Annotated in this window: 21 protein-coding genes and 1 pseudogene; 15 read left to right on the top strand and 7 right to left on the bottom strand. The window is 63.5% G+C overall.

The window, feature by feature from the left end; genetic code table 11:
- Positions 1 to 147: 147 nt before the first annotated feature.
- Positions 148 to 1,686, top strand: a complete 1,539-nt coding sequence (locus AAAZ40_RS00465; RefSeq protein ID WP_476660669.1) for a type I restriction-modification system subunit M — start codon at positions 148 to 150, stop codon at positions 1,684 to 1,686.
- Entirely contained in the window at positions 1,683 to 2,678 is a 996-nt protein-coding gene (locus AAAZ40_RS00460) for a restriction endonuclease subunit S (RefSeq protein ID WP_476660668.1), read from the top strand. The genes AAAZ40_RS00465 and AAAZ40_RS00460 overlap by 4 nt, the downstream gene beginning before the upstream one ends.
- A gap of 258 nt (positions 2,679 to 2,936) precedes the next feature.
- Here the strand turns inward: AAAZ40_RS00460 and AAAZ40_RS00455 are convergent, their stop codons facing one another.
- Complete coding sequence (locus AAAZ40_RS00455) at positions 2,937 to 4,310, bottom strand: IS1380 family transposase (RefSeq protein WP_476661743.1); 1,374 nt, start codon at positions 4,308 to 4,310, stop codon at positions 2,937 to 2,939.
- A 212-nt stretch (positions 4,311 to 4,522) separates the two neighbouring features.
- Here AAAZ40_RS00455 and AAAZ40_RS00450 point away from each other — a divergent pair, with 212 nt between their 5' ends.
- Both AAAZ40_RS00450 and AAAZ40_RS00445 read left to right on the top strand, forming a co-directional pair.
- Entirely contained in the window at positions 4,523 to 5,533 is a 1,011-nt protein-coding gene (locus AAAZ40_RS00450; protein WP_034112099.1) for a hypothetical protein, read from the top strand.
- A gap of 1 nt (position 5,534) precedes the next feature.
- On the top strand, positions 5,535 to 9,422 hold the full coding sequence (locus AAAZ40_RS00445) for a type II toxin-antitoxin system death-on-curing family toxin (RefSeq protein ID WP_476660667.1): 3,888 nt from the start codon (positions 5,535 to 5,537) through the stop codon (positions 9,420 to 9,422).
- 68 nt (positions 9,423 to 9,490) lie between these two features.
- On the opposite strand, the gene AAAZ40_RS00440 is transcribed toward AAAZ40_RS00445, so the two are convergent.
- Together AAAZ40_RS00440 and AAAZ40_RS00435 are read right to left on the bottom strand one after the other, a co-directional pair.
- Positions 9,491 to 11,410: an EAL domain-containing protein gene (locus AAAZ40_RS00440; RefSeq protein ID WP_476660666.1), complete on the bottom strand. Its 1,920-nt coding sequence runs from the start codon at positions 11,408 to 11,410 to the stop codon at positions 9,491 to 9,493.
- 40 nt (positions 11,411 to 11,450) lie between these two features.
- Positions 11,451 to 12,167 (bottom strand): transglutaminase-like cysteine peptidase, encoded by a 717-nt coding sequence (locus AAAZ40_RS00435; protein WP_476660665.1) that lies wholly within the window; start codon positions 12,165 to 12,167, stop codon positions 11,451 to 11,453.
- 366 nt (positions 12,168 to 12,533) lie between these two features.
- Between AAAZ40_RS00435 and AAAZ40_RS00430 the strand changes: the two genes are divergently transcribed.
- On the top strand, positions 12,534 to 14,336 hold the full coding sequence (locus AAAZ40_RS00430; protein WP_476660664.1) for a TolC family outer membrane protein: 1,803 nt from the start codon (positions 12,534 to 12,536) through the stop codon (positions 14,334 to 14,336).
- Between the two features lie 59 nt (positions 14,337 to 14,395).
- Here AAAZ40_RS00430 and lipA read toward each other — a convergent pair whose 3' ends face one another.
- From lipA to AAAZ40_RS00415, 3 genes are read right to left on the bottom strand one after another with little or no spacing between them, the layout of a single operon-like run.
- Positions 14,396 to 15,394 (bottom strand): lipoyl synthase, encoded by a 999-nt coding sequence (gene lipA, locus AAAZ40_RS00425; RefSeq protein ID WP_476660663.1) that lies wholly within the window; start codon positions 15,392 to 15,394, stop codon positions 14,396 to 14,398.
- 58 nt (positions 15,395 to 15,452) lie between these two features.
- Complete coding sequence (lipB, locus tag AAAZ40_RS00420) at positions 15,453 to 16,130, bottom strand: lipoyl(octanoyl) transferase LipB (protein WP_476660662.1); 678 nt, start codon at positions 16,128 to 16,130, stop codon at positions 15,453 to 15,455.
- Positions 16,130 to 16,405: a YbeD family protein gene (locus AAAZ40_RS00415; protein WP_476660661.1), complete on the bottom strand. Its 276-nt coding sequence runs from the start codon at positions 16,403 to 16,405 to the stop codon at positions 16,130 to 16,132. Before AAAZ40_RS00415 ends, lipB begins: the two co-directional genes overlap by 1 nt.
- Positions 16,406 to 16,631: 226 nt before the next feature.
- On the opposite strand from AAAZ40_RS00415, the gene AAAZ40_RS00410 reads away from it, so the two are divergent.
- From AAAZ40_RS00410 to AAAZ40_RS00365, 10 genes and pseudogenes are all read left to right on the top strand, one after another.
- Positions 16,632 to 17,177 (top strand): ATP synthase subunit I, encoded by a 546-nt coding sequence (locus AAAZ40_RS00410; protein ID WP_476660660.1) that lies wholly within the window; start codon positions 16,632 to 16,634, stop codon positions 17,175 to 17,177.
- Positions 17,178 to 17,215: 38 nt separating this feature from the next.
- Positions 17,216 to 18,121, top strand: coding sequence for a F0F1 ATP synthase subunit A (gene atpB, locus AAAZ40_RS00405; RefSeq protein WP_476660659.1), 906 nt, complete (start codon positions 17,216 to 17,218; stop codon positions 18,119 to 18,121).
- An 85-nt stretch (positions 18,122 to 18,206) separates the two neighbouring features.
- Entirely contained in the window at positions 18,207 to 18,452 is a 246-nt protein-coding gene (gene atpE / locus AAAZ40_RS00400) for a F0F1 ATP synthase subunit C (RefSeq protein ID WP_476660658.1), read from the top strand.
- A gap of 106 nt (positions 18,453 to 18,558) precedes the next feature.
- On the top strand, positions 18,559 to 19,029 hold the full coding sequence (locus AAAZ40_RS00395; RefSeq protein ID WP_476660657.1) for a F0F1 ATP synthase subunit B: 471 nt from the start codon (positions 18,559 to 18,561) through the stop codon (positions 19,027 to 19,029).
- Positions 19,030 to 19,048: 19 nt separating this feature from the next.
- A complete protein-coding gene (locus AAAZ40_RS00390; RefSeq protein ID WP_476660656.1) occupies positions 19,049 to 19,579 on the top strand; it encodes a F0F1 ATP synthase subunit delta in 531 nt (176 codons plus the stop codon).
- Between the two features lie 58 nt (positions 19,580 to 19,637).
- Complete coding sequence (gene atpA / locus AAAZ40_RS00385) at positions 19,638 to 21,194, top strand: F0F1 ATP synthase subunit alpha (RefSeq protein WP_476660655.1); 1,557 nt, start codon at positions 19,638 to 19,640, stop codon at positions 21,192 to 21,194.
- Positions 21,195 to 21,226: 32 nt separating this feature from the next.
- Positions 21,227 to 22,096, top strand: a complete 870-nt coding sequence (atpG, locus tag AAAZ40_RS00380) for a F0F1 ATP synthase subunit gamma (RefSeq protein WP_476660654.1) — start codon at positions 21,227 to 21,229, stop codon at positions 22,094 to 22,096.
- A gap of 41 nt (positions 22,097 to 22,137) precedes the next feature.
- Positions 22,138 to 23,569: pseudogene (gene atpD / locus AAAZ40_RS00375) on the top strand (F0F1 ATP synthase subunit beta).
- A 91-nt stretch (positions 23,570 to 23,660) separates the two neighbouring features.
- Positions 23,661 to 24,077, top strand: coding sequence for a F0F1 ATP synthase subunit epsilon (locus AAAZ40_RS00370; RefSeq protein ID WP_476660653.1), 417 nt, complete (start codon positions 23,661 to 23,663; stop codon positions 24,075 to 24,077).
- A gap of 134 nt (positions 24,078 to 24,211) precedes the next feature.
- Entirely contained in the window at positions 24,212 to 25,246 is a 1,035-nt protein-coding gene (locus tag AAAZ40_RS00365) for a YheT family hydrolase (protein ID WP_476660652.1), read from the top strand.
- A 10-nt stretch (positions 25,247 to 25,256) separates the two neighbouring features.
- Here AAAZ40_RS00365 and AAAZ40_RS00360 read toward each other — a convergent pair whose 3' ends face one another.
- Positions 25,257 to 25,667: a c-type cytochrome gene (locus AAAZ40_RS00360; RefSeq protein WP_476661742.1), complete on the bottom strand. Its 411-nt coding sequence runs from the start codon at positions 25,665 to 25,667 to the stop codon at positions 25,257 to 25,259.
- Positions 25,668 to 25,854 lie beyond the last annotated feature (187 nt).

Below are 25,854 nucleotides of genomic sequence, written 5' to 3'. Positions count from 1 at the left end.
CTGAGAAACGGGACCCATAAGTTGAGAAACTTTGGGTCCTTTGTTTTGAGCAACAAGGGCCATTTAGAGCCTCACGCCGCTATCATTGTTGGTATCCATGCCAGGGTGCCTGAACCATCCCTGGGAGACCTTTGATTCAGGGACCCCATGCTCACCAGCGACATCCGCAGCCAAATCGACGCCATCTGGAACGCCTTCTGGTCGGGCGGCATCTCCAACCCCATGGAGGTGCTCGAGCAAATCACCTACCTGCTGTTCATCCGCCGCCTGGATGACGCCCACACACTCGAAGAAAGCAAGGCGCTGCTGCTCAAGCAGCCTATGGCCCAGCGTATCTTCCCCGAAGGCAAAGACGCCCTGGGTCGCCCCTACGACGACCTGCGCTGGTCGCGCTTCAAGCACTTTGCCCCGGCTGAGATGTTCAACGTGGTAGGCGAGCGCGTGTTTCCCTTCTTGCGCACCCGAGGCGGGGATGGTTCCACCTACAGCCAGCACATGAAGGATGCCCGGTTCACCATCCCCACGCCCGGCCTGCTGTCCAAGGTGGTGGACATGCTGGACCACGTGCCCATGGAAGACCGCGACACCAAGGGCGACCTGTACGAATACATGCTGGGCAAGATTGCCGCCGCGGGCCAGAACGGCCAGTTTCGCACGCCCCGGCACCTCATCAAGCTCATGGTGGCCATGACCGCCCCCACGCCCAAAGACGTGATTTGCGACCCGGCCAGCGGCACCTGCGGCTTTCTGGTGGCTGCCGGCGAATACCTGCGCGAAAAACACCCCACGCTGTTCAGCGACGCCTCGGCCCGGGCGCACTTCCACCATGGCATGTTCCATGGCTACGACTTCGACAACACCATGCTGCGCATCGGCAGCATGAACATGGCACTGCACGGGGTGGACAACCCTGACATCCGGTACAAAGACTCCCTCGCCCAGGACCACGAGGCGGACGAAGAGAAGTACAGCCTCATCCTGGCCAACCCGCCCTTTGCCGGCAGCCTAGACTACGAGAACACCGCCAAAGACTTGCTGAGCATCGTCAAGACCAAGAAGACCGAGCTGTTGTTCATGGCCTTGTTCCTGCGGTTGCTCAAGCCCGGTGGGCGGGCGGCTGTGGTGGTACCGGATGGGGTGCTGTTCGGCTCCAGCAAAGCGCACAAAGAGCTGCGCCGCATGCTTGTGGAAGACCAGAAGCTGGATGGCGTGTTGTCATTGCCCGCCGGCGCCTTCAAGCCCTACGCGGGTGTGTCCACCGCCATTCTGTTCTTCACCAAAACCAACTCGGGCGGCACCGACCAGGTCTGGTTCTACGACATGCAGGCCGATGGCTGGAGCCTGGACGACAAACGCCAGCCTTTGCTCGATGAAAACAAGCTTGGGCCCTACCCCACGCAGCCACTGACCGAAGCCGAACACGCCAAGAACAACCTGCCCGATGCGCTGACCCGCTGGACTCAGCGCGACATCACCGAGCGCGAGCGCCCGCGCACTGCGCAAAGCTTCTGCGTACCTAAAGCCGACATTGCGGCGCAGGGCTATGACCTGTCCATCAACCGCTACAGGGAAGTGGTGCACGAGGCAGTGGAGCACGAACATCCGCTGGCGATTCTGGCCAAGCTTCGACTGCTGGAAGATGAGATTCAGGCGGGAATGGCGGAGCTTGAGGGGATGCTGAAGTGAGTGCCATTCCAATGGTTCCACTTGAAGAGCTGATGGCGACTCGACTGGGGAGTGTTGACCCTTCGAAGTTTGTCGATGAGACATTTGAGCTCTACAGCATTCCAGCTTTTGACAGCCGCAAACCTGAAGTCGTCACTGGTGAACAAATCGGTTCCACGAAGCAAATGGTTCAACCGCGAGATGTACTTTTGTCAAAAATCGTACCCCACATTCGGCGGTCATGGATTGTTGGGCCGGCCGGACAGTATCGACAGATTGCTTCGGGTGAATGGATTGTTTTTCGCAGCGACAGAGCGGCACCAGAGTACCTGCGCCACGTCTTGCTGGGCGATGACTTTCACACCCAGTTCATGCAAACAGTATCCGGCGTTGGTGGGTCTTTATTGAGAGCTAGACCGGCGCAAGTTGCAAAGATTCGCGTCCCACTGCCACAACTGTCTGAACAACGCCGCATCGCCGCCATCCTCGACAAAGCCGACGCCCTGCGCGCCAAGCGCCGTGAAGCCTTGGCCCAGCTCGACCGTCTCGCGCAGTCGATTTTTGTGGATATGTTTGGGGACCCGGTGTCAAATTCGCGTGGCTGGGATCAAGCCTCGTTTGAGCAATTCTTTTTGGACAAAACGTCAAGTTGCGAAAAGCTTCCCTCCTCGGGCTATCAGGGTGAAGGAGTATTTCCCGTTATTGACCAAGGTCAGGCTGCCATTGCTGGCTTTTGCGATGACGAGTCACTTCTGGCGGAAGTCGCGTTGCCTGTGACCTTGTTTGGCGACCATACCCGTACAGTTAAGCATGTCAATTTTCCCTTCGTGGTTGGTGCGGATGGAGCCAAAGTCTTAAAGGCCGTAGAGTGGGTAAACCCCCGCTTTGCATCGCATCTGCTGGCTAACCTACCCATACCGAATCTTGGCTATTCGCGCCACATGAAGGAAGTCAAGCGACTGACGTTCATTGTTCCACCGCGTGTTCTTCAAGACAGCTTTGAAATTACCTGAATCCGTGACCTCAATTCCCGTTCGCACCCCATGAGCACGCCATTGCTGCCGGAATCAAGATTTCGTCTCCGATCTTGGCCAGATCGGGGGGTGCAGCCTCGATTTTGCGGGCGCGACGCTGCGCTCGCCCGTGCTGCAGGGGTGATTCGTACTGCGTTGGCTGCCAGCGGCGCAGCCCAGTGCCCGCAGCCGCCTGCGTGTTGTCGCATCCGTGCGCTCGCTGGCCCGGTTGATGGCCCGTTCGGGCAGTTGAGGGAGCTACGCCGCCTTGAACTTGGCGTGTGCGCGCTCAAACACCGCAAAGCCCGAATCAGCCCCCGAGATTCCCAGCACCCAGCGCCGGGCGTGGCGGATGATGCGCGCGGCCTTGTACATCATCTCCTGCATCACCGTCTTGAGGCGCCGACGCAACGCCGCCTTGCGCAGCGGGCTGTCGCCCTCGTGCAGCGTGTGCTGCCCCACAAGGCGCAACAGGTTCATCGCCACCGCCGCCAGCGCACACACCAAGTGGTTGGTGGCAAACTTGCCCGAAGGCAGGCGGTTCAAGTCCATGTCGGTCTTGAACTCGGCATGGAACTGCTCGTGCGTGGCATGGTCGCGGTACAGCGCCACGACCTGCTCGTCGCTCACCTCAGGCCCCAGCGTGGTGCTCCAGCCTTCGAGCACATACTCGGGCAAGAGCAGCGGCTGGCCGCGCTTGTCCAGGGTGCGCTCGGTCAGCCGGTAGACGCGGCGCAAGGCGCGGCTGTGCCCGGCACCGACCTCAAGCGCCTCGAGCGCTTCGCTCCACAGGCACTCGCGCTTGCCTGGCCGGATCTGCGTCCAGGCCGTGCCCGCATCGGCGCAGCGCTGCGTGGCGATGCGCTCCACCGGCGCGCTGCGCGGGTTCCACTTGATCAGCACATCGACTGGGCGTCCCAGCCGGGCCGCTTGCTGCAGCGTCTGCGCCATCAGGTGCTGCGAGCAAAAGCCCGAGTCGGCTCTGAGCAGCAAGGGCGCTGCGCTCACCGCACAGGCCGTGCGCAGGGCGCGTTCGATGTTGTATTCGCTCTCGCTGGCGCTGTGCTGGCTGCCCGCGCGCAGCTCCAGCTCCAGGCAGTAGCCGCGTGTGCCCAGGTAGAGCGCGATCGGGCAGTAGCCCTGCACCCCGGCGTAGGTCCAAGACACGCCTTCTTTGGCGCTGTCGCTCTGATCCATGACGAAGGTGTCAATGTCCAGCGGCAGGTGGCCTGTGCTCAGGGCGCCAAAGTCGATGGGCGCGCCGTTGATGCGCAGGCCCAGCACGGCGCGGTTGATCCGATCGACCAGCTCGCTCCAGTCGCACCCCATGGCATCAAAGCGCTGGCGCAGTGTGGCGCTCGATGGCACGGCGCGCAGGCCCAGCGCTTGGTGCGCAAAGCGCTGACTGCGCAAGCCTTCGACCGCCTCGAAGTCGTTCTTGCCCAGGGTGAGCAAGCCCAGGTAGCACTTGATGATGTCGCTGTTGGCGATACCGCCGCGCACCGGGTACTGCGGGTCTATCATGGCGCTCAGGTTCATGCGCTTGAACAAGCGCCCAACCAAGGCCAAACCGCCGTGGCTGCTCAAATCATAGGGCAGCTTCTTGACCACAAAATCTACCGGATCCGTCATGCGTTCTTCCTGCACCCGCTGGGTGACACCCACATGCGGATCAAGTCGTTGATTTCAAGGGGCAATCGGGGGGATTTTGGCTTGAGGTCACGGATTCAGGAAATTAGATTAACCGCGCTTGACAAGGTCAGGGTGAAACACCAAAGAGCAGCTCTCAGTAGCGATTTTTTATCCGAATCCCTCCAACACCGCGCCTTCCGAGGAGAGATCAGATGAGCGACCTGACCAGTTCGCCCCATCAGCGCCAAAACATCCTCAACAACCGCTATGCCCTGCAAGCGGCTGAGCAACACCTGGCCTTGGGCGGCACCCACTTTGATGGTGCAACGGTATTCACCAAGCAGCAGGTGACAGCCTTGTTCAACATCAGCGACGCCACGGTGGAGCGCTACATCGCCAGCCACGGGGCAGAGCTCAAGGCCAATGGCTACACCCTCCTGAGAGGGAAAAAGCTCAATGAGTTTAAAGGTTTATCTGATGTTACCCTCATCAATGAGGGTAACAAAGCCCCTGTGCTCGGGGTGTTCAGCTTCCGCGCCGTCTTGAACCTGGCCATGCTGCTGACGGAGAGTGAGCGCGCCAAGGCGGTGCGTTCGCGCCTGCTGGACATTGTGATGGACGTGCTGGCCGAGCGCACTGGAGGCCACACCAAGTTCATCAACCAGCGCGACGACCAATACCTCATGGCGTCATTCCAGGAGCAGAGCTACCGCAAACAGTTTACCGATGCGCTGGACCAGCACATTGTCGCAAACCAGTGGAAGTATGTACGCTTCACCAACTTGGTTTACCAAAGCATTTTCAAAGAGAGCGCAGCGGAATACCGCAAGGTGCTGGATTTGGCAGCCAAAGACAACCTACGGGACACCATGTACTCGGAGGTGCTCACCCTGATTGCCAGCTACGAAACTGGCTTTGCCCATGAACTGGCCGACGAGTCTGCCAGACTGGGGCGGAAGTTAACTATGCAAGAGGGTGAGGCACTGTTCACGAAGTTCCAAGGGCACCCCATGTTCAGGCCCCTGATTTTAGATGCCCGCACCAAAATGGCCAGCCGCGATCTGGGTTTCCGAGACGCCCTGCATCACAAGCTGGAGGCCTACATCCAATCCATCCCTGAAGCCGACTTTGACCGTTTCTTGGGCGAAACCAGCAAATCGCTGGAAGAGCGGCTGAGCGACCCAGCAACCTTGGCGGTGTTCAAGCGCCTGAAGGACCGCTGAGATGGACGAGCACGAAGGCCTGCGGTACCTTTATTTCGATGTGGCCCATGCCTTGCAAACTCAGCGCTGGGTGATTGACCACTCTGGTGGCTTGCCTGGCGTCAAAAATGTGGAGCACTTGGAAAGTGTGCTGGGCCACATTCGGAACGGTGCCTACTACCCCGAAATGACCGACAAACTCTGTCATCTGGTGTTTTCCATCAACAAGAACCACTCGTTCAACGACGGCAACAAGCGGTCTTCCATTGCGTTGGGCGCCTACTTTCTGGAGCTCAACGGCTACGACTATGTGGTCGCGCGCTTCGTTCACGAGATGGAAAACATCGCCGTGTATGTGGCCGACAACGTGGTCAGCAAAGAGTCTCCTTCGGGATGTGATTGCCTCCTTGCTGTACGAGGACGATTTCTCCGAAAGCCTGAAGCTGGCCCTGATCACGGCCATTTCAAACGCACAAACAGGGACGGATTTCGAATGAGCAACTTCGCCTTCCTCCAGCCCGAATGGCCGCTGTTCTTTGAGGCCGCCACCAAGGCTGAAGGCTTGGCGAATGCCGACGCCCGCGCTTCCTGCTTCTATGCCCGCCGCACGCTGGAACTGGCCGTGGCGTGGATGTATGCCCACGACCACAGTCTGCACCGCCCCTACAAAGACAACCTGAGCGCCTTCATCCACGAGCCCTGCTTCAAGTCCACCGTGGGCGATGCGCTGTTTACCAAAGCGCGCCTCATCAAAGACTTGGGCAGTCTGGCCGTGCACAGCACCCGCAAGGTGCACGATACCGATGCCGTCATCGCCCTGCGCGAGCTGTTCCACTTCTGCTACTGGTTGGCCCGCACCTATGGGCGCAGCGCCCGGCCATCCCCCGGGCTGGGGTTCTCACCCGCCTTGTTCCCCGCTGCATCTGGCGCCGCCCCCCAGTCGGCCGAGCAGTTGCAAAAGCTCGAAGCCAGCCTGAAGGAGCGCGACGACAAGCTGGCCGCCGCCCTCAAAGAACAAGCCGCCCTGTCCAGCGAGCTCAAGCAGCTGCAAGCCGAAGTGGCTGCCGCCAAAAAGGCCAACGCCGCCGAGCCCGACAGCCACGACTATTCCGAAGCCGAAACCCGCCAAGCCTTCATCGACGTGCTGCTGAAGGAAGCCGGCTGGAACCTGAACCCGGCGGTGAACTTCGAGGTGGAAGTGAGCGGCATGCCCAACCACGAGGGCAAGGGCTATGTGGACTACGTGCTGTGGGGGGATGACGGTAAACCCCTAGCCCTGATTGAAGCCAAGCGCACCACCAAAAGCGCTGCCGTGGGCCAGCAGCAGGCCAAGCTCTATGCCGACTGCCTGGAGCAGAGGTACGGCCAGCGCCCGGTCATCTTCTATTCCAACGGCTACGAGAACTGGCTGTGGGACGACGCCGCCTACCCGCCGCGCCCAGTGCAGGGCTTCTACAAGAAAGACGAGCTGGAGCTGGCCATCCAGCGCCGCAGCAGCCGCAAGAGCCCGGCCGCGGTGGTGATTGATGCCGCCATCGTGGAGCGCTACTACCAGACCCGTGCCGTGCGCAAGGTGGGGCAGCACTTCGAGGTGGACCGCCAGCGCCGCGCCCTACTGGTCATGGCCACCGGCTCCGGCAAGACCCGCACGGTGATTGCGCTGGTCAAGGTGCTCATGGAGAGCAACTGGGCCAAGCGGGTGCTGTTCCTAGCCGACCGGGTGGCCTTGGTCAACCAAGCGGTCAACGCTTTCAAAAAACACCTGCCCGATTCCTCCCCGGTGAACTTGGGAACCGAAAAACACACCGATGGCCGGGTGTTCGTCTCGACCTACCCCACCATGATGGGCTTGATTGACGACGTGGCCAGCGGCCAGCGCCGCTTCGGGGTGGGCCACTTCGACCTCATCGTCATCGACGAAGCGCACCGCTCGGTCTATCAGAAATACGGCGCCATCTTCAACTACTTCGATTCGTTGCTGGTGGGGCTGACCGCCACGCCCAAGGACGAAATCGACCACAACACCTACGGCCTGTTCGGGCTGGAAGACGGCGTGCCCACCGATGCCTATGGCTTGGACGAAGCCGTGGCCGACGGCCACCTGGTGCCGCCCGTGGCCATCTCGGTGCCCCTCAAGTTCCAGCGCGAGGGCATCCGTTACGCCGACCTGTCGGCCGAAGAAAAAGCCCAGTGGGACGAACTGGAGTGGGACGAAGAAGGCAATGTGCCCGACGAGGTCAACGCCGAGGCCCTGAACAAATGGCTGTTCAACGAAGACACGGTGGACAAGGTGCTGGCCACCCTGATGGTGCACGGCCAGAAGGTGGCCGGTGGCGACCGCTTGGGCAAGACCATCATCTTCGCCAAAAACAACGACCACGCCAACTACATCGCCCAGCGCTTTGACGCCAACTACCCGCACCACAAGGGCGCCTTTGCCCGGGTGGTAACCCACAAGACCGAATACGCCCAGAGCCTGATTGACGATTTCTCCAAGCCCGAGAAGCCCCCACACATCGCCATTTCGGTGGACATGCTGGACACCGGCATCGACGTGCCGGAGGTGGTCAACCTCGTGTTCTTCAAGGTGGTGCGCAGCAAGACCAAGTTCTGGCAGATGGTGGGGCGTGGTACGCGCTTGCGCCCTGACCTGTTCGGCCCCGGGCAAGACAAGCAGAACTTCTTCATCTTTGACTACTGCCAGAACCTCGAATTCTTCAGCCAGAACCCAGATTTCAAGGAAGGCGCGGCATCCGAACCCTTGGGCACCCGCCTGTTCAAGGCCCGGCTGGAACTGGTGGCCGAACTGGATGCGCGCATCCCCGGCGGCACCCATGGCGACATTTCGGCCAATGACGCAGCGCCCAAGCCATGGGCCACCAACCTGACGCTCAAGGACGTGCGGCAAGCCCTTGCCAGCCTGCTGCACGAGCAGGTGGCTGCCATGAACCCAGACAACTTCGTGGTGCGACCCAAGCGGCAGCACGTGGAGCGCTACGCCAAGGCCGATGCTTGGGAGAAGCTCGACACCGAAGCCCGGCACGAGCTGGAAACCCATGTGGCTGGCTTGCCCACTGCGCTGGTGGACGAAGACGAAGAGGCCAAGCGCTTTGACATGCTGATGCTGCGCACGCAGCTGACGGTGCTGCAAGCCGGCTCCGACTTCGCCAGCCTGAAGGACAAAATTCAGAAGATAGCCAGCGCCCTAGAAGAGCAGGTGGCCATCCCCGCCATCAAGGCCGAGTGGGTGCTGATTCAGGCCGTGGCCAGCGATGAGTGGTGGGAAGGTGTGACCGTGCCCATGCTGGAGATGGCCCGCAAGCGCCTGCGTGCACTGGTCAAGCTCATCCCCAAGGGCCAGAAAAAGGTCGTTTATACCGACTTTGAAGACGCCATCGGCGAACTCACGAACATCGACCTGCCGCAAGCAACGGCCGGCCTGAACATGGCCAAGTTCAAGAAAAAAGCCCGCGTATTCCTGAAAGAACACGAATCCCACCTGGCCCTGCAACGCCTGCGCCGCAACCAGCCGCTGACGGGTGTGGACCTAAAAGAGCTGGAGATGATGCTGTTGCAGGCGGGCGGCAACGCCGCGCTGATTGCCGAGGCCAAGGAAAAAAGCCACGGGCTGGGCCTCTTCGTTCGCTCCTTGGTCGGCCTAGACCGGGAAGCGGCCATGCAGGCTTTCAGTGAGTTCCTGCAAGGCGGCACCGCCACGGCGAACCAGATTGAGTTCATCAACCTCATCGTCGAAGAGCTGACCCAGACCGGAATCATGGAGTCTGGGCGGTTGTTTGAGTCGCCGTTCACGGATGTGAATGCACAGGGGCCGGTAGGGGTGTTTGCGCCTGCGAAGGTGACGGAGATTGTGCGGGTGCTCGAAGTCATCCGGGCTCGGGCGGTGGCGTAACAGCTCGGTGGGTGCAAAGCTCGCCGCCGCACCGCCGCACCGCCGCACCGCCTCACCGCCTCACCGCCTCACCCCACCACCCCGGGCCCGGTGGCGCCGTCGAAGCCGAGCTGAGCCAGCAGTGGCAAGTCCTCGGCTTGTTCCACGCCTTGGGCAATCACGGTGATGCCCAGCGCATGCGCCATGGTGCACAGCCCGCGCAAAAACTCTTGGTTGCCCGGGTTCAGGCTGACGCCGCGCACGAAGCTGGGGTGCACTTTGATGTAGTCCAGCCCCAAGCTGGGCAGTTTGCCGTTGCTGGCAAACTGCTGGCCAAAGTACTCGATCCCCACCCGGCAGCCCAGCGCCTTGAGGCTGCGCACCAGGTCGCAAAAGGCGTCGAACCGCTTGTACACCCCGTACTCGGGCACCTCGAACAGCAGGCGCGGGCACAGCTGCGGGTAGCCTTGCAGCAGCTGCACTAGGCGGTTGCGAAAGCCAAAGTCGGCGATCGTTTCGGCCGATAGGTTGACCGCCACGTCGCCGCTGCCCTTGCCTAGGTGCTCGATGGCCAGTTGCACCACCCCTAGGTCGATGGGGGCGGTCAGGTTGAGGCTGGCGGCCATGGGCATGAAATCGCCGGCGCTGAGCAACTGCCCGTTGTTGTCTAGGCGCAAACGGATCACGCCTTCTTGGTGCAGGGCGAGCTTGGGGTCGCGCTGCACCACCGGGTAGAAGGCCAGGCTCAAGCGGCCGCCTTGCACCGCCTCGGTGAGCAGGGTGCGCCAGCGCTCGGCCGGCAAGGCGAGTTGTCCGCCGCCTTCGTGTTCGTCGGCATGCCAGCGGTTGGGGCCTTTGGTGCGTGCCTGCGCCAGCGCCTGGTCGGCCCGGGTGAGCAAGTCGGGCAGGTTTTGCGGCCTCACATAAGACACCGCGGCCAAGTGAAACAGATCCGGGAACTCGGGCTCCCAGTCGGGCAGCCAGTCGCGCCAGAGGCGCTCGAAGAGCCGTTGCGCGGCCTCGGTCGGTGAGGCCAGCGTGGGGCAGACCACAGCGAATTCGCCGCCTTTGACGCGCCCAGAGCGCTGCCCCGGGTGTTCTTGATCGCAGCCCAGCAGCACGGCGCCCAGTGCGCGCAGCAACTGGTCGGCGCGCTGGTGCCCAAACTTGGCGTTGAGCTCGTTGAGGTGCGCCAACCGCACCAGCACCAGGGAGCCGCTGGAACCGAACGCTTCGCCATCGAGCACCTCGCGCAGGTAGGCCATGAAATGCTCGCGGTTGGCCAAGCCGGTGACGGGGTCGAAGTTGACGCGCTTGTGCAGTTCGTCCAAGCGGTTCGATTCGTCGGCAAACATGAGTTGTATGCGGCCCGCCATGTCGTTCATGGCGCGGCTGACGGCGCGTAGCTCCGGCGTGCGTGGCTCGGGCACGGTGAGGAAGCGCCGTTCCGAAATGGCTTGTGCCTGCTGCACCACAGCGCCCAGCGGCCGCGTGATGACGCGCAGCGCGTAGCTGCCCAGCAGGCCAGTGAAGAAGGCGCCCAGCACAAACCAGAGCAACAAGTCGAGCGTGCCTTGCCACAGGTTTTTGTAGGCGAACTGCTCGTTGCTGGCCAGCACCACGGTGCCAAACTGGCGCCAGCCGTCTTGCACCTGGGCCCGGCCCGGTTCGGCCTCGAGCGGAATCAGTTGCGTAAACCAGCGGGGCGCACCCACGACTTCGCCCTCAAACACACGCTCCACCAGGGTTTCGCCGGTGGGGGCGACGATGCGGATGAAGCGGTAGTGGCCGGCATCGAACTGCGCCGAAACCAGCAACTCCACCGTCATCGGGTCTTTGTCGAGCTGCGTCAGGGCCAGCGCCAGTGAGGTGGCGTTGTCGATGTTCTTGATCTGCAGCTGCTGCTGCAGGTAGGCGCGCGCCGACAGCACGTTGACGATCAGGCTGCCACCGAAAGCGATCGCCATCACGACGACGATGGCCAGCCAGAGTTGCTTTACCAATGACATAGCGTTTCCCCTTGGGATGAAAACGGGAGCGGGTGGTGCTTCACAACCCCTCCCGGGACATGCGCTCGAGCACATCGCGCCAGCGCGACAGCCGCGCGGTCGAGCTGGCGACTTGCTGCGTTTGGCCCGCCACCCACAGGCCTTCGCTGTTGAAGCTGAACAGGGGGGTGAGGTCGGGCCGGCTCGCAGCCGGTCGCACGCTGGTGATGAGATTGTCCAGTATCAGCGGCTCGGCGTTGGGGGTTTCGTAGAAGCCCAACACCATGTGCGCTTCGGTCAGGGCGCCGGCGGTGCGTGCGCGCACGTAGATCAGGCGCATCTGCTCGTTGGGTACGCCCAGCAGCAGCAAGGTGACGTATTTGGCGATCGAATAGTCTTCGCAGTCGCCCGCGCCGCGGCCCATGAACTCGAGCGGCGTGGCCCAGTAGTCGGCCTGGTTCCAGACCGTGGGGTCGAGGGCGTACAACATGCGCCGGTTGAAAAAGGTGTTGACCAGTTGCAGCTGGCGCTCGATGGGCTGCGTGCGCGCGTCCGCCATCATGCTGCGCCACGCGGCCACGGTTTGCGCCGCCTGCGGGCCGAAACGCTCCAGCGCCAGCCGCTGCTTGAGGTCCAGATTGGGGCTGGCCCAACCCCAACCCGATCCCACCGCCAGACCGAAAAGCAAGCCGACCAATGCCAACGCGCTGGCGCAGGCGAGCCCAAGCCGGCTGGGCAATGTTGGGGTGCGCGCAGGGCGCAAGAGCCAAATGGGCACGGTGGGTTGAGGCGGGAGCCGTGGGGGTGGGTGAGGGATTTGAGTGCAGTGTGTGGTTTTTTGTGCAGGTCGGAAAATGATCGAAGCAATACCTGAGCACGCCGGGCGAGATTTGCTTTAAGATGCGCCCCTAGCATAGCTCAAGTCGGGCTGGCTACCTTTGGTCAAGTAAGTCTCGTGCGCCGGCAAGGACGGTGCGCCCATGAAAGGTTCCACATCATGAAAACATTCTCGCTCACGGCAGTTGCGCTGGCTGCTCTTCTCAGCGTTGGCAGTTTGCAGGCGCAAGTGACGCCACCTCGGCCCGTTCCAGCTGCCACGGCAGCGGCGCCTGTTGCACCAACCGCGCCCGCCACGGCGGCTGCCTTGCCCGCCCCGATGATCGCGGCCGTGCGCCAAGCCATCCTCAACAACCCCGAGGTGCAGGCGCGTTGGCACAATTTCACCGCTTCGCAGTCCGAGCGCGATGCAGGCATGGCGGGTTGGCGGCCGCAAGTCGATTTCAACTATGGCATAGGGCGCGAGACCAACCGCGCGCCGGGCAACAACACCGGCTGGTACGGCCGCCACGGCGGCGCCCTCACCCTCAACCAGATGCTGTTCGACGGCGGCTTCACCCGCAACGAGGTGCAGCGGCTCGAATACGCCGAGCTGGTGCGCTACTACGAGCTGCTGGAGGTGGTGGAGAACGTGGCCCTGGAGGCGGCACGCGCCTACGTCGATGTGGCCCGTTATTCTGCGCTGACCGAGGAGGCCAAGCAAAACTACGTCGAACACCGCATCCTGTCGCGCCAGATCGATGAGCGCGTCGGCGCGGGCGTCGGGCGTCGGGTCGATGCCGACCAAGCGACCGGTCGTTTGGCGCTGGCCGAATCCAACTTGCTGACCGAGATCAGCAACCTGCACGACGTGAGCGCGCGCTTCCAACGCGTCATGGGCACGCTGGCGCCCGCCACCCTGCCGCCGTTGCGCGAAGGCCTAGATCTGCCGGGCATGCCCGCGACCATGGCCGATGCCCTGCGTCAGGGTTTGCCCGCCAGCCCGACCATCAACGCCGCTTTTGAGAACGTGCGCTCCAGCCGCAGCCAGATCGAGGCGCGCCAGTCCGCGTTCTGGCCGCGGGTCGATTTTCGTCTGCGCCAAAGCTGGGGCCGCGACCTGAACAACGTGCCCGGCCGCACGCGCGACACCGTGGCCGAGGTGGTGCTGAACTACAACCTGTACCGGGGCGGCGCCGATCAGGCGCGTGAGCGCCAAGCGGTGGAGCAAAGCGCCCAGGCGCGCCAGTTGCAGGAGCTGGCCTGCCGCAACGTGCGCCAGACGCTGACGATTGCCTTCAACGACGTCCAGCGCCTGAACGAGCAGCTCGGCTTCCTCAATCAGCACCGCCTCTCGACCGAGGTGGCGCGCGACGCCTACCGGCAGCAGTTCGACATCGGCCAGCGCACGCTGCTCGATTTGCTGGATTCGCAAAACGAGTACTTCGAGGCCAGCCGCGCCTTCATCAACGCCCAATACAACGAATTCCTAGCGCAGGCGCGCACGCTGGCGGCGATGGGCCAGCTGACGACGGCGCTGGGCGTGAGCCGGCCCGACCAGCCGACGCTGGAGCAGCTGGGCCAAGACCGCGGTGCCTTGCCACCCGAAGAGCTGTGCCCGTTCGAGGCGCCCGCCTTGCTGGTGGTGGACAAGGCGCGTGCGGTGGCGGAGGCGCCGGTGCGCGTTCGCCCGACCCTGCCGGCTGCAGCTCCAGCCGCCGCTGCGCCAGCGGTGGCCGCCCCCGCACCCGCACCCGCCCCAGCAGCCCCTGCGCCGCAGCAGATCACCTTTTCCTCCGACGCCCTGTTCGACTTCGATCGCGCCGTGCTGCGCCCCGATGGCCGCCAGCGGCTCGATGAAGTGGTGGCGCGCATCCGGGCCATCAACCTCGATGTGGTGATCGCCGTCGGCCACACCGACAGCATGGGCAGCGAGGCCCACAACCAGCGCCTGTCGCTGCGCCGCGCCGAGGCGGTCAAGGCCTATCTGGTGAACCAGGGCGTGCCGGCTGACCGCATCCGCACCGAAGGGCGCGGCGAGACGCAGCCAGTGGCCAGCAACGACACCGCCCAAGGACGGGCGCAAAACCGCCGGGTCGAAATCACGGTGGTCGAGCAACCCCGGCGCTGAAGCCGATCGGAAGGCTGGTGGCAGGGCGGCGGCGGGCGAGAACGAAAGCGCCGCGCCGCTCAAACCCCAGCCGCATGCGCTTGCGCGTCGGCGTGGTAGGAGCTGCGCACCATCGGCCCGACGGCGGCGTGGTCAAAGCCCATGGCCTGGGCCTGCTGCTCGAACCACTTGAAGGTGTCGGGGTGCGCGTAGCGGCGCACCGGCAGATGCTGGTTGCTGGGCGCGAGGTACTGGCCGATGGTCAGCATGCTCACGCCGTGCGCGCGCAGGTCGTGCATCACGGCCAGAATCTCGTCGTCGGTTTCGCCCAAGCCCAGCATGAGGCCGCTTTTGGTCGGGATCTGCGGTTGGCGTTGCTTGAATTTTTTCAGCAGGTTCAAGCTGAAGGCGTAGTCGCTGCCGGGGCGCGCCTCTTTGTACAGGCGCGGCACGGTTTCCAGGTTGTGGTTCATCACGTCCGGGGGGGCGGCGCACAGAATGTCGAGCGCGCGCTCGTCGCGGCCACGAAAGTCCGGCACCAGCACCTCGATCCGGGTCTGCGGCGACAGGGCGCGCGTGTGCTCGATGCAGGCCACGAAATGGGCCGCGCCGCCGTCGCGCAAGTCGTCGCGATCGACGCTGGTGATGACCACGTATTTGAGCCCGAGTGCGGCAATGGTGCGCGCCAGCTTTTGCGGCTCCTCGGAGTCGAGCGGGTCTGGGCGTCCGTGCCCGACGTCGCAAAAGGGGCAGCGCCGGGTGCACTTGTCGCCCATGATCATGAAGGTGGCGGTGCCTTTGCCGAAGCACTCGCCGATGTTGGGGCAGGAGGCCTCTTCGCACACCGTGACCAGTTTTTGGCTGCGCAGCACGCCTTTGATCTCGTGAAAGCGGCTGCCCGGCGTGGCCGCCTTGACGCGGATCCAGTCGGGCTTGCTGAGCGCTTCGGCAGGCACGATCTTGATCGGGATGCGCGCCGTTTTGGCAGCGTTTTTTTGCTTGGCGCTGGGGTCGTAGGGGGCCGGTGTGGCCGCGCTGGTTGCGAGGTCGGCGCGAGCGGGGGGCGTGGCAGCGGTCATGAGGGCGTGGGTGCGGTCAGGGCGGTAGGGAGGTGCAGGCGATCGGGTGCGGTTTGCCTCAGTGCCCCAGCAAATCCGACAGGTGGCGCCACAACAGCGGTTCGACCTCGGATACCGAAACCGCCACGCCGATGGACTGCAAATCCACCGTGCGCAGCCCGGCATGGCCACAGGGGTTGATGCGGCCAAAGGGCTCCAGATCCATGGCCACGTTCAGCGCCAGCCCATGGTAGCTGCAATGGCGATGCACCTTGATGCCCAGCGCGGCGATTTTGCCCAGGCCCGCAAAAGGATCGTCGCCTGGGCGTGGCCCGGTGAGGGCAGCGTGATCGAAGGGGTCGGCCAGCCGCACGTAGATGCCGGGCGAGCCGGCGATGCGGTGCCCGGTGACGCCCAGCTGCACCAGTGTGCGCAGCAGCGCTTCCTCGAGCCTATAGACATAGGTCTTGACGTACAGACCGGCGCGGCGCAGATCGATCAGCGGATAAGCCAGCAACTGCCCCGGACCGTGGTAGGTGACCTGGCCGCCGCGGTCGGTTTGCAGCACGGCAATGGTGCCTGGTTGCCGCACATGCGCTGCCTTTCCCGCCACGCCTTGGGTGTAGGTGGGCGGGTGCTGGCAGAACCAGATTTCGTCGGGGCTGTCGGGGCCGCGCTGCTGGGTGTGGGTGCGCATGGCTTGCAGCGTCGGCGCACAGTCCACCGTGCCCAGGCTGCGCAAGATCAAGTCAGCCATCAGAGCACGACCTTGACGAGGGGGTGCGAACTCAAGGCGCGGTACAGCTCATCGAGCTGCACACGGTGGTGCACATGCACGGTCAGGGTCAGGCCGAGGTATTTTCCAGCCTTGCTCGGGCGCTGCTCGAGGGTGAGCGGGTCAAAGTCGGGGTCGAAGCGGCGCACAATGGCGAGCATCTCCTGAACCAGGCCGGGGGTGTGCAAGCCCATGACTTTGATCGGAAAATGACACGGGTAGGTGATCAGCGAGTCTGGGGCGGGTGGGGCCGACATGGCGTTATTATCGCAAGATCAGACGAAGCAAGCACGGGCCGCTGTGTGACTAAAGCATGACGTTTGGAAGAAAAGAGAAACAAAGATTTGTTGCCTGCGGGTTTCTACGTATAATGCGCAGGTTTTGTCGCAGCGGCGACGGGCTGAAGGCGGTGCCCATGGGCGCCAAGGCCGCCTGAGCGCCGCCCAGCGGCACGTAATCGATCTGTAATCCGAGGGGGTGACAATGCGCCGTGGTACGCAAGCAGGCGCCGAGGAGCGTGGCAACCCGCACGGTTTGCAGGCCGATGAAGCGCCAGACGATGAGGGGTTCACGCCCCTCACGGCCGAACAGGCCAACGAGTGGCGAGCGCGGCAACCGCAGACTTCGGTCTGGGGTGTGGTGCGCTGGCAACTGGTGCTGCTGCTGCTGGCCACTGCGCTGTCGGTGCCGTTCGCCCTTGTGTGGGGTGCGCCGGCCGTGGTGGCCTCGGTGTTTTACGGTGGCCTGTGTGTGCTCTTGCCCACGGCGCTGATGGCCTATGGCCTGACCGGCAGCCGCTGGGCGCGCAAGCGCGCAGCCCAGGCGCAGGGCTCTCGGGGCTCTGCGGCGGGCGTGTTGGCGGGGGTGTTTTTTTGGGAGGGGGTCAAGATCGTGCTGGCCGTTGCCATGTTGGCACTGGCGCCGCGTCTGATCCCCGATTTAAGCTGGCTCGGCCTGTTGCTGGGCCTGGTGCTGGTTTTGAAGGCGTATGGTTTGGCGTTCTGGCTGAAAAAACGCCAAGCCAGCTAGCGCAGTTGTACAGATTTTTTTGACGGACCGATTCAAACATGGCTACTGAGATCGCGGGACCGACACCGGGCGAGTACATTCGCCACCACCTCGGCCACCTGACCAACGACAAGCAGACCACGCTGGTCGATTTTTCGGTCGTCAACATCGATCTGGTCGGCGTCAGCATTTTGTTGGGCGCGCTGGTGTGTTACGTGTTGTGGCGCGTCGGCAAGCACGCCACGTCGGGCGTGCCGGGGCGTTTCCAGGCGTTCTTTGAGCTGCTGGTCGAAATGGTCGACAACCAGGCCAAGGCCGTGATTCACAACCCGCAAAGCCGCAAAGTCATTGCACCCATGGCGCTGGTGGTGTTCTGCTGGGTGTTCATGATGAACTTCATGGACCTGATTCCGGTCGATCTGTTCCCCTTCATCTGGGATTACGGCGTGCCGTTCGTGCACGACCACACCGACCACGGTCTGCACGCCGTCTTTGGCATGCCCGACTACTTCAGCGTCGTGGCCACGGCCGATCTGTCCACCACGCTCGGCATTGCCAGCGCCGTGCTGCTGATGTGCATCTACTACAACATCAAGATCAAGGGCCTGGGTGGCTGGGCGCACGAACTGGTGTCGGCCCCCTTTGGCACCAGCAAGAATCCGGTTTGGGCGGTGTTGCTGGCGCTGGTCAACTTCCCGATGCAGATCATCGAATACATCGCCAAGACGGTTTCGCACGGCATGCGGTTGTTTGGCAACATGTTCGCCGGCGAACTGGTGTTCATGCTGATTGCGCTGCTCGGTGGTTACGCCGCCTTTACACTCGGCGGCGGCATGCTGTTCGTCGGGCACCTGATCGCCGGCACGATGTGGGCCATCTTCCACATCCTGGTGATCACCCTGCAGGCGTTCATCTTCATGACTCTGGCCCTGATCTATCTGGGACAGGCGCATGATGCGCACTGAGTTCGCGCAGAAAACCTCTCGCGGCGCTGTGTTTTTCTCTCTCCTCGCTTAACCTCAACCTTCCTCTCAATTCAAAGGAATCAACATGGAAATCACTCTGGGTCTCGTCGCGCTGGCTTGCGGCATCATCGTCGGTCTGGGCGCCATCGGGGCCTCGATCGGTATCGCTCTGATGGGTGGCAAGTTCCTCGAGGCATCCGCTCGTCAGCCCGAACTGATGAACGAGCTGCAAACCAAGATGTTCGTGTTGGCCGGTCTGATCGATGCCGCGTTCCTGATCGGTGTGGCCATCGCCCTGTTGTTCGCATTCGCCAACCCCTTCGTGGTCTGAAGAATAGGGTGGTCTGGAAGGTTGCCTCAGGCCCCCTTCAGGGCTTGAGGTTTGCCACTGAACCGCAGATGCGTATCAACACTCTTCATAACAGAAAGGCGTTGCGATGAATATCAATGCAACCCTGTTTGCACAAGCGATCGTTTTTGCGATCCTGGTGTGGTTCACGATGAAGTTCGTGTGGCCGCCGCTGGCCAAGGTGCTCGATGAGCGCGCGCTCAAGATCGCCGACGGTCTCGCCGCAGCCGAAAAAGCCAAAGTGGAACTGACGCTGGCCAACAAGCGCGTCGAAGAAGAGCTGAGCAAATCGCGCAACGAATCCGCCAGCCGGCTGGCCGATGCCGAGCGCCGGGCGCAGCAGATCATCGAAGAGGCCAAGCAGCGCGCCACCGAGGAATCGGCCAAGATCCGCGCCGCCGCCGAGGCCGAGGCCGAGCAGCAGGTTTACAAGGCGCGCGAGCAGCTGCGTGAACAGGTGGCCTTGCTGGCGGTGCAGGGCGCCGAGCAGATTCTGCGCCGCGAAGTCAACGCCGGTGTGCACGCCGATCTGTTGGCGCGCCTCAAAGCCGAGCTCTGATCCTCACACCGAGCACACCATGGCCGAACTCGCAACCATCGCCCGCCCTTACGCCGAGGCGTTGTTCAAATCCGCCAGCCACCAAGCCCAAGCCGCCGCCGATTGGCTCGACGAGCTCGCGCTGGTGGCGGCGCACCCGCAACTGCTGCTTTGGGCTGCCAACCCCAAGGTGTCGGCGCAGCAGGTCTTTGATCTCATCACCGGCCTGCTCAGGCAGCCGCTGCCCGAGCTGGGCGGCAACTTCCTGCGCACCGTGATCGACAACGGCCGCCTGAATGCCCTGCCCGAGATGGCGCGCCAGCTGCGCGTGTTGATCAACGAGCAAAGCGGAAGCGCCGATGCCTTGGTGGGCAGCGCCTACCCGATCGACGAAGCGGCGCTGCGCGAGCTGGCGCAGGTGCTGGAGCGGCACTTCAAGCGCCCGCTCAAGCTCCAGGTCGAGGTGCAGCCCGAGCTCATCGGCGGCGTGCGCGTGCGGGTCGGCGACGAAGTGCTCGACCTCTCCGTCAAGGCACGTCTGGATCAAATGAAGGTGGCGCTGACGGCTTGACAAGGCCGGTTCGAGCGTCGAAGTACAGCGTCACAACATACGAAAGAAGGAAAGAGTCATGCAACTCAATCCCGCAGAGATTTCAGAACTGATCAAGTCGCGCATCGAAGGCCTGGCGGTCAGCGCCAGCGTGCGCAACCAGGGCACGGTGGTGTCGGTCACCGACGGCATCTGCCGCATCCACGGCCTGTCGGACGTGATGCAGGGCGAAATGCTCGAGTTTCCCGTCAACGCCGAAGGCCAGCCCACCTATGGGCTGGCGCTCAACCTCGAGCGCGACTCGGTTGGCGCCGTGATTCTGGGCGCCTACGAGCACATCTCGGAAGGCGACACGGTCAAGTGCACCGGCCGCATTCTGGAAGTGCCGGTGGGCCCCGAGCTGATCGGCCGCGTGGTCAACACGCTCGGCGCACCGATCGACGGCAAGGGCCCGGTCAACGCCAAGATGACCGACGTGATCGAAAAGGTGGCGCCGGGCGTGATCGCACGCAAATCGGTCGATCAGCCGGTGCAGACCGGCCTCAAGTCGATCGACTCGATGGTGCCGGTGGGCCGTGGCCAGCGCGAGCTCATCATCGGCGACCGCCAGACCGGCAAGACGGCGGTGGCGATCGACGCCATCATCAACCAGAAAGGTCAGAACATGACCTGCGTCTACGTGGCCATCGGGCAGAAGGCCTCGTCGATCAAGAACGTGGTGCGCGCGCTGGAGCAAGCCGGCGCCATGCAGTACACGATCGTGGTGGCGGCCTCGGCCTCTGATTCGGCCGCGATGCAGTACCTGGCCGCCTACTCGGGCTGCACCATGGGCGAATACTTCCGCGACCGCGGCCAGGATGCCCTGATCGTCTACGACGACCTGTCCAAGCAGGCCGTGGCCTATCGCCAGGTGTCGCTGCTGCTGCGCCGCCCGCCGGGTCGCGAAGCCTACCCCGGCGACGTGTTCTATCTGCACAGCCGCCTGCTCGAGCGCGCCGCGCGCGTCAACGCCGACTACGTCGAAGCCTTCACCAAGGGCGAAGTCAAGGGCAAGACCGGCTCGCTCACGGCGCTGCCGATCATCGAAACCCAGGCCGGTGACGTGTCGGCCTTCGTGCCCACCAACGTGATCTCGATCACCGACGGCCAGATCTTCCTCGAGACCAGCCTGTTCAACGCCGGTATCCGCCCGGCGATCAACGCCGGTATTTCGGTCTCGCGCGTCGGTGGCGCAGCGCAGACCAAGCTCATCAAGGGCCTGTCGGGCGGCATCCGCACCGACTTGGCGCAGTACCGCGAGCTGGCCGCCTTTGCCCAGTTTGCCAGTGATCTGGACGAAGCCACGCGCAAGCAGCTCGACCGCGGTGCCCGCGTGACCGAACTGCTCAAGCAAAAGCAGTACAGCCCGCAGTCCATCGCCCTGATGGCCGCCACGCTGTTTGCGGTCAACAAGGGTTTCGTGGACAGTGTGGAAGTGAAAAAGGTGCTGTCGTTCGAGGCCGGCCTGCACGGCTACCTCAAGGACAAGCACGCCGCCTTGCTGGCCAGGCTCGAGAGCGAGCGCGCCATGAGCAAGGAGTCCGAGGCCGAACTGAGCCAAGCGATTGGCGCGTTCAAGCAGTCTGGCACCTACTGAGGCGCTGCAGCGCGACCCGACAAGGAGCACCAATGGCAGCCGGCAAGGAAATACGCACCAAGATCAAATCGGTGGAAAACACCAAGAAGATCACCAAAGCCATGGAAATGGTGGCCGCATCCAAAATGCGCAAGGCTCAGGAGCGCATGCGCATGGCCCGGCCCTACAGCGAAAAGGTGCGCCAGATCGCCGCCAACCTCGGGCGTGCCAACCCCGAGTACCAGCACCCCTTCATGCTGCACAACGAGCAGGCCAAGGTCTGCGGCCTGATCGTCATCAGCACCGACAAGGGGCTGTGTGGCGGCCTCAACACCAACGTGCTGCGGCTGGCCACGCAGCAACTGCGCGAGGCGCAAGGGCGCGGGCAAAGCACCCACGCGGTGGCCATCGGCAACAAGGGGCTGGGTTTCCTGAACCGCATCGGCGCCCAAGTGGTGTCGCATGCCACCGGTCTGGGCGACACGCCGCACCTGGAAAAGCTGATCGGCCCGGTCAAGGTGCTGCTCGATGCCTACGCCCAGGGCCAGCTGGCCTCGGTGCATGTGTGCTACACGCGCTTCATCAACACCATGCGCCAGGAGGCGGTGGTGCAGCAGCTGCTGCCCCTGAGCGCCGAATCACTCGACAGCGGTGAGGCCGGTCACGACTGGGATTACCTCTACGAGCCCGACCCCCAAACCGTGATCGACGAGCTGCTGGTGCGCTACATCGAGTCGCAGGTCTATCAGGCCGTGGCCGAGAACATGGCTTCGGAACAATCGGCGCGCATGGTGGCCATGAAGGCCGCGACCGACAACGCCGGCAGCGTGATCTCCGAACTCAAGCTGGTTTACAACAAAACGCGCCAGGCCGGCATCACCAAAGAGCTGTCGGAAATCGTGGCCGGTGCGGCAGCCGTTTGAGCCTGCCATTCAAAGATTCAGAGCATTTAAAGGTATCCATCATGTCTCAAGCCAACGCAGAAGTGAACACCGCGGTACAGGGCAAGATCGTCCAGTGCATCGGCGCCGTGGTCGATGTGGAATTTCCGCGCAACCAGATGCCGCGCATTTACGACGCGCTCAAGATGGAGGGCTCGGCCCTGACGCTCGAAGTGCAGCAGCAGCTCGGCGACGGCGTGGTGCGCACGATCGCGCTCGGCTCCTCCGACGGCCTGCGCCGCGGCATGCTGGTGAGCAACACCCAAGCCCCGATCACCGTGCCGGTGGGCAAGGCCACGCTGGGCCGCATCATGGACGTGCTCGGCCAGCCGATCGATGAGCGCGGCCCGGTGAGCCAGGAGCTCACCGCCTCCATCCACCGCAAGGCCCCGGCCTACGACGAGCTCTCGCCCTCGCAAGAGCTGCTCGAAACCGGCATCAAGGTGATCGACCTCGTGTGCCCGTTCGCCAAAGGCGGCAAGGTCGGTCTGTTCGGCGGCGCCGGTGTGGGCAAGACCGTGAACATGATGGAGGTCGATCAACAACATCGCCAAGGCGCACAGCGGCCTGTCGGTGTTTGCCGGTGTGGGCGAGCGCACCCGCGAAGGCAACGACTTCTATCACGAGATGGCCGACTCGGGTGTGGTCAATCTCGAGAACCTGCTGGATTCCAAAGTGGCGATGGTCTATGGCCAGATGAACGAGCCACCCGGCAACCGCCTGCGCGTGGCGCTCACCGGCCTGACGATCGCCGAATCGTTCCGCGACGAAGGCCGCGACGTGCTGTTCTTTGTCGACAACATCTACCGCTACACCCTGGCCGGTACCGAAGTGTCGGCGTTGCTGGGCCGTATGCCTTCCGCCGTGGGCTACCAGCCCACGCTGGCCGAAGAGATGGGCCGCCTGCAAGAGCGCATCACCTCGACCAAGGTCGGTTCCATTACCTCGATCCAGGCCGTGTACGTGCCGGCCGACGACTTGACCGACCCCTCGCCCGCCACCACCTTCGCCCACTTGGATTCGACCGTGGTGTTGTCTCGCGACATCGCCTCGCTGGGTATCTACCCCGCTGTGGACCCGCTCGATTCGACCAGCCGCCAGCTCGACCCGCTGGTCGTGGGCCAGGAGCACTACGAAACCGCACGCGCCGTGCAGGGCACGCTGCAGCGCTACAAGGAGCTGCGCGACATCATCGCCATTCTGGGCATGGACGAACTGGCCCCCGAAGACAAGCTGGCGGTGGCGCGGGCGCGCAAGATTCAGCGTTTCCTGTCGCAGCCCTTCCACGTGGCCGAGGTGTTCACCGGCGCGCCGGGCAAGTACGTGCCGCTGTCCGAGACCATCCGCGGCTTCAAGATGATCACCAGCGGCGAGTGCGACCACTTGCCCGAGCAAGCGTTCTACATGGTCGGCACCATCGACGAAGCGTTCGAAAAAGCCAAGAAAATGGCCTGATGCGCAACGCCGCCTGTCGGCCTCACGCCCGAGCTGCGTTCGGGCGCACAGCCGACAGCGCCATGGCCTGGACTTTAGACTAGGAACCCAGATGAATACGATACAAGTCGAGGTGGTGAGCGCCGAAGAGTCGATCTTTAGCGGCAAGGCCAAGTTCGTGGCCCTGCCCGGTGAGATGGGTGAACTCGGCATCCTGCCGGGGCACACGCCCATGATCACGCGCATCAAGCCGGGCGCGGTGCGGATCGAAAAGGACGATGGCGATGAGGAATTCGTGTTCGTCGCCGGCGGCATCCTGGAGGTGCAGCCGCGCGTGGTCACGGTGTTGAGCGATACCGCGATCCGTGGCCACGACCTCGACGAGGCCAAGGCCAACGACGCGCGCAAGCAGGCCGAAGAGGCGCTCAAGAACGCCAAGAGCGACGTCGATCTGGCCAAGGCCACTTCCGAGCTGGCGGTGATGGCGGCGCAGATCGCCGCGTTGCGCAAGTACCGCCAGAAGCGCTGAACCGCGTTCGGTTCTTCGTCATCGCGCAACCTCCCTGGCGATTGTGTGCTGCGGCGCTCAGAAGCCCATAGGCCATTGACCGTCCAGGCGGGTTCGAGCGACTTCCGTTTGGCCTCTCAGGCAGGGTTGCGCTGATGGGTTCAGCTTGGCGCTACGCCGCGCCACTCTGGATCCCCGGTGGTGACGCGCAAACGATAGCCAGCGCCTTGTGGGGCCGACACTTGGCGCGCCCCCGTGTGCCGTGGTGGCGCGAGCGCTGGCCCACCCCCGATGCCGATTTCATCGACGCCGACTGGCTGGGCCACGCGCCCAGTGCCTGCCGCTGCGCGGCTGCTTGCAGCACCACTCTGGTGCTGTTTCACGGCCTCGAGGGCGGTTCGAGCAGCCACTATGCCCAGACCTTTGCCCTCGAGGCGCAGCAGCGCGACTGGTGTTTTGTGCTGCCCCACTTTCGCGGCTGCTCTGGGTCGATCAACCTCGCCCCGCGCGCCTACCACAGCGGCGATTTTGATGAAATCGGCTGGCTGCTGCAGCGCATTCGTGCGCAAGTGGGGCCTGCTTGCACGCTGTATGCGGTCGGTGTTTCGCTGGGCGGCAACGCGCTGTTGCGCTGGGTGCAGGAGGCGGGCAGCGCGGCCCACCGCACTGTGAGCGCGGTGGCCGCCATATCGGCCCCGCTGGACCTGTGCGCAGCCGGTGACGCGATCGACAGCGGCCGCAACCGCTGGCTGTACGCGCAACTGTTCTTGCGCACCATGAAGCACAAGGCGCGCAGCAAGGCGCAGCAGTTTCCCGGTCTGTTCGACTTGCCGCGCGCCCTGGCGGCGCAGACGCTGCGCGAGTTTGACGACGCCTTTACCGCGCCGTTGCATGGGTTTGCCGGGGTTGAGGACTACTGGAAGCGCGCCTCAGCCAAGCCGGGGTTGGCGGCCATTGAGCTGCCGACGCTGATGCTCAACGCCCGCAACGACCCGCTTGTGCCGGCGTCGAGCTTGCCCGAGCCGGATGCGGTCGGGCAAGGCGTCACCCTGTGGCAACCCGAAACCGGGGGGCATGTGGGGTTTCCGGGGCAGATCGGCTGGCGCTCAGGCCAGCCCACATTGCGACTGCAGGCCATGCCGCAAGCAGTCTGCGGCTGGCTATCGGCCTCGGGTCAGCAAAGACCCTGAGCCAGCGCAATCACCGCGCAGCAGCGGCGTCCGGAGCCACCGGTTCGGGGAAGTTGCCGCCGCCAGCATTGGCCAAATAGACCACGGCGCGCTTGATCTCGAAGTCGCTAAAGGCGCCGCCCCCTTGGGCACCCATGGCGCCCTTGCCTTGCAGGGTGGAGGTGACCAAGCGCTCGAGGCCGGCGCCGATGCGCGGAGCCCAAGCAGCCGCGTCGCCAAACTTGGGCGCGCCGACCACGCCGGCGGCGTGGCAAGCCATGCAAGCCGCTTGATACACCTGCTGACCCGTGCGCAGTTCGCGGGTGGCCTCGCGCAGAGCCACCGTGCCGACGCGCTGGAGGCGCTCAGCGGCAGCCAACTCCTGTGCCGCCAGATCGGGCGCCGGGGCAAAGGGCTTTTGCAGCACCAAGGTGACCAGCACAATACTCAAGACGACTGGGGCCAAGACACCCAAAAGCAGAATCCAGCGTTTGAGACTGAAACCAGAAGGAGTCTGGGTAGAGGGGGTTTTTGCGTCACTCATGGGAGCCTTTGCAAGCGTATACGAATCGGGATCGGTGCCATAGCAACCAGCACGAACTCTTGTTCCTCGTCGATTATATCGGCCT

The organism is Serpentinimonas sp. SMBJO2 (assembly GCF_056341105.1).
Note: the sequence above shows the minus strand (reverse complement) of the source record. Positions and strands in the feature narration are given on the sequence as shown.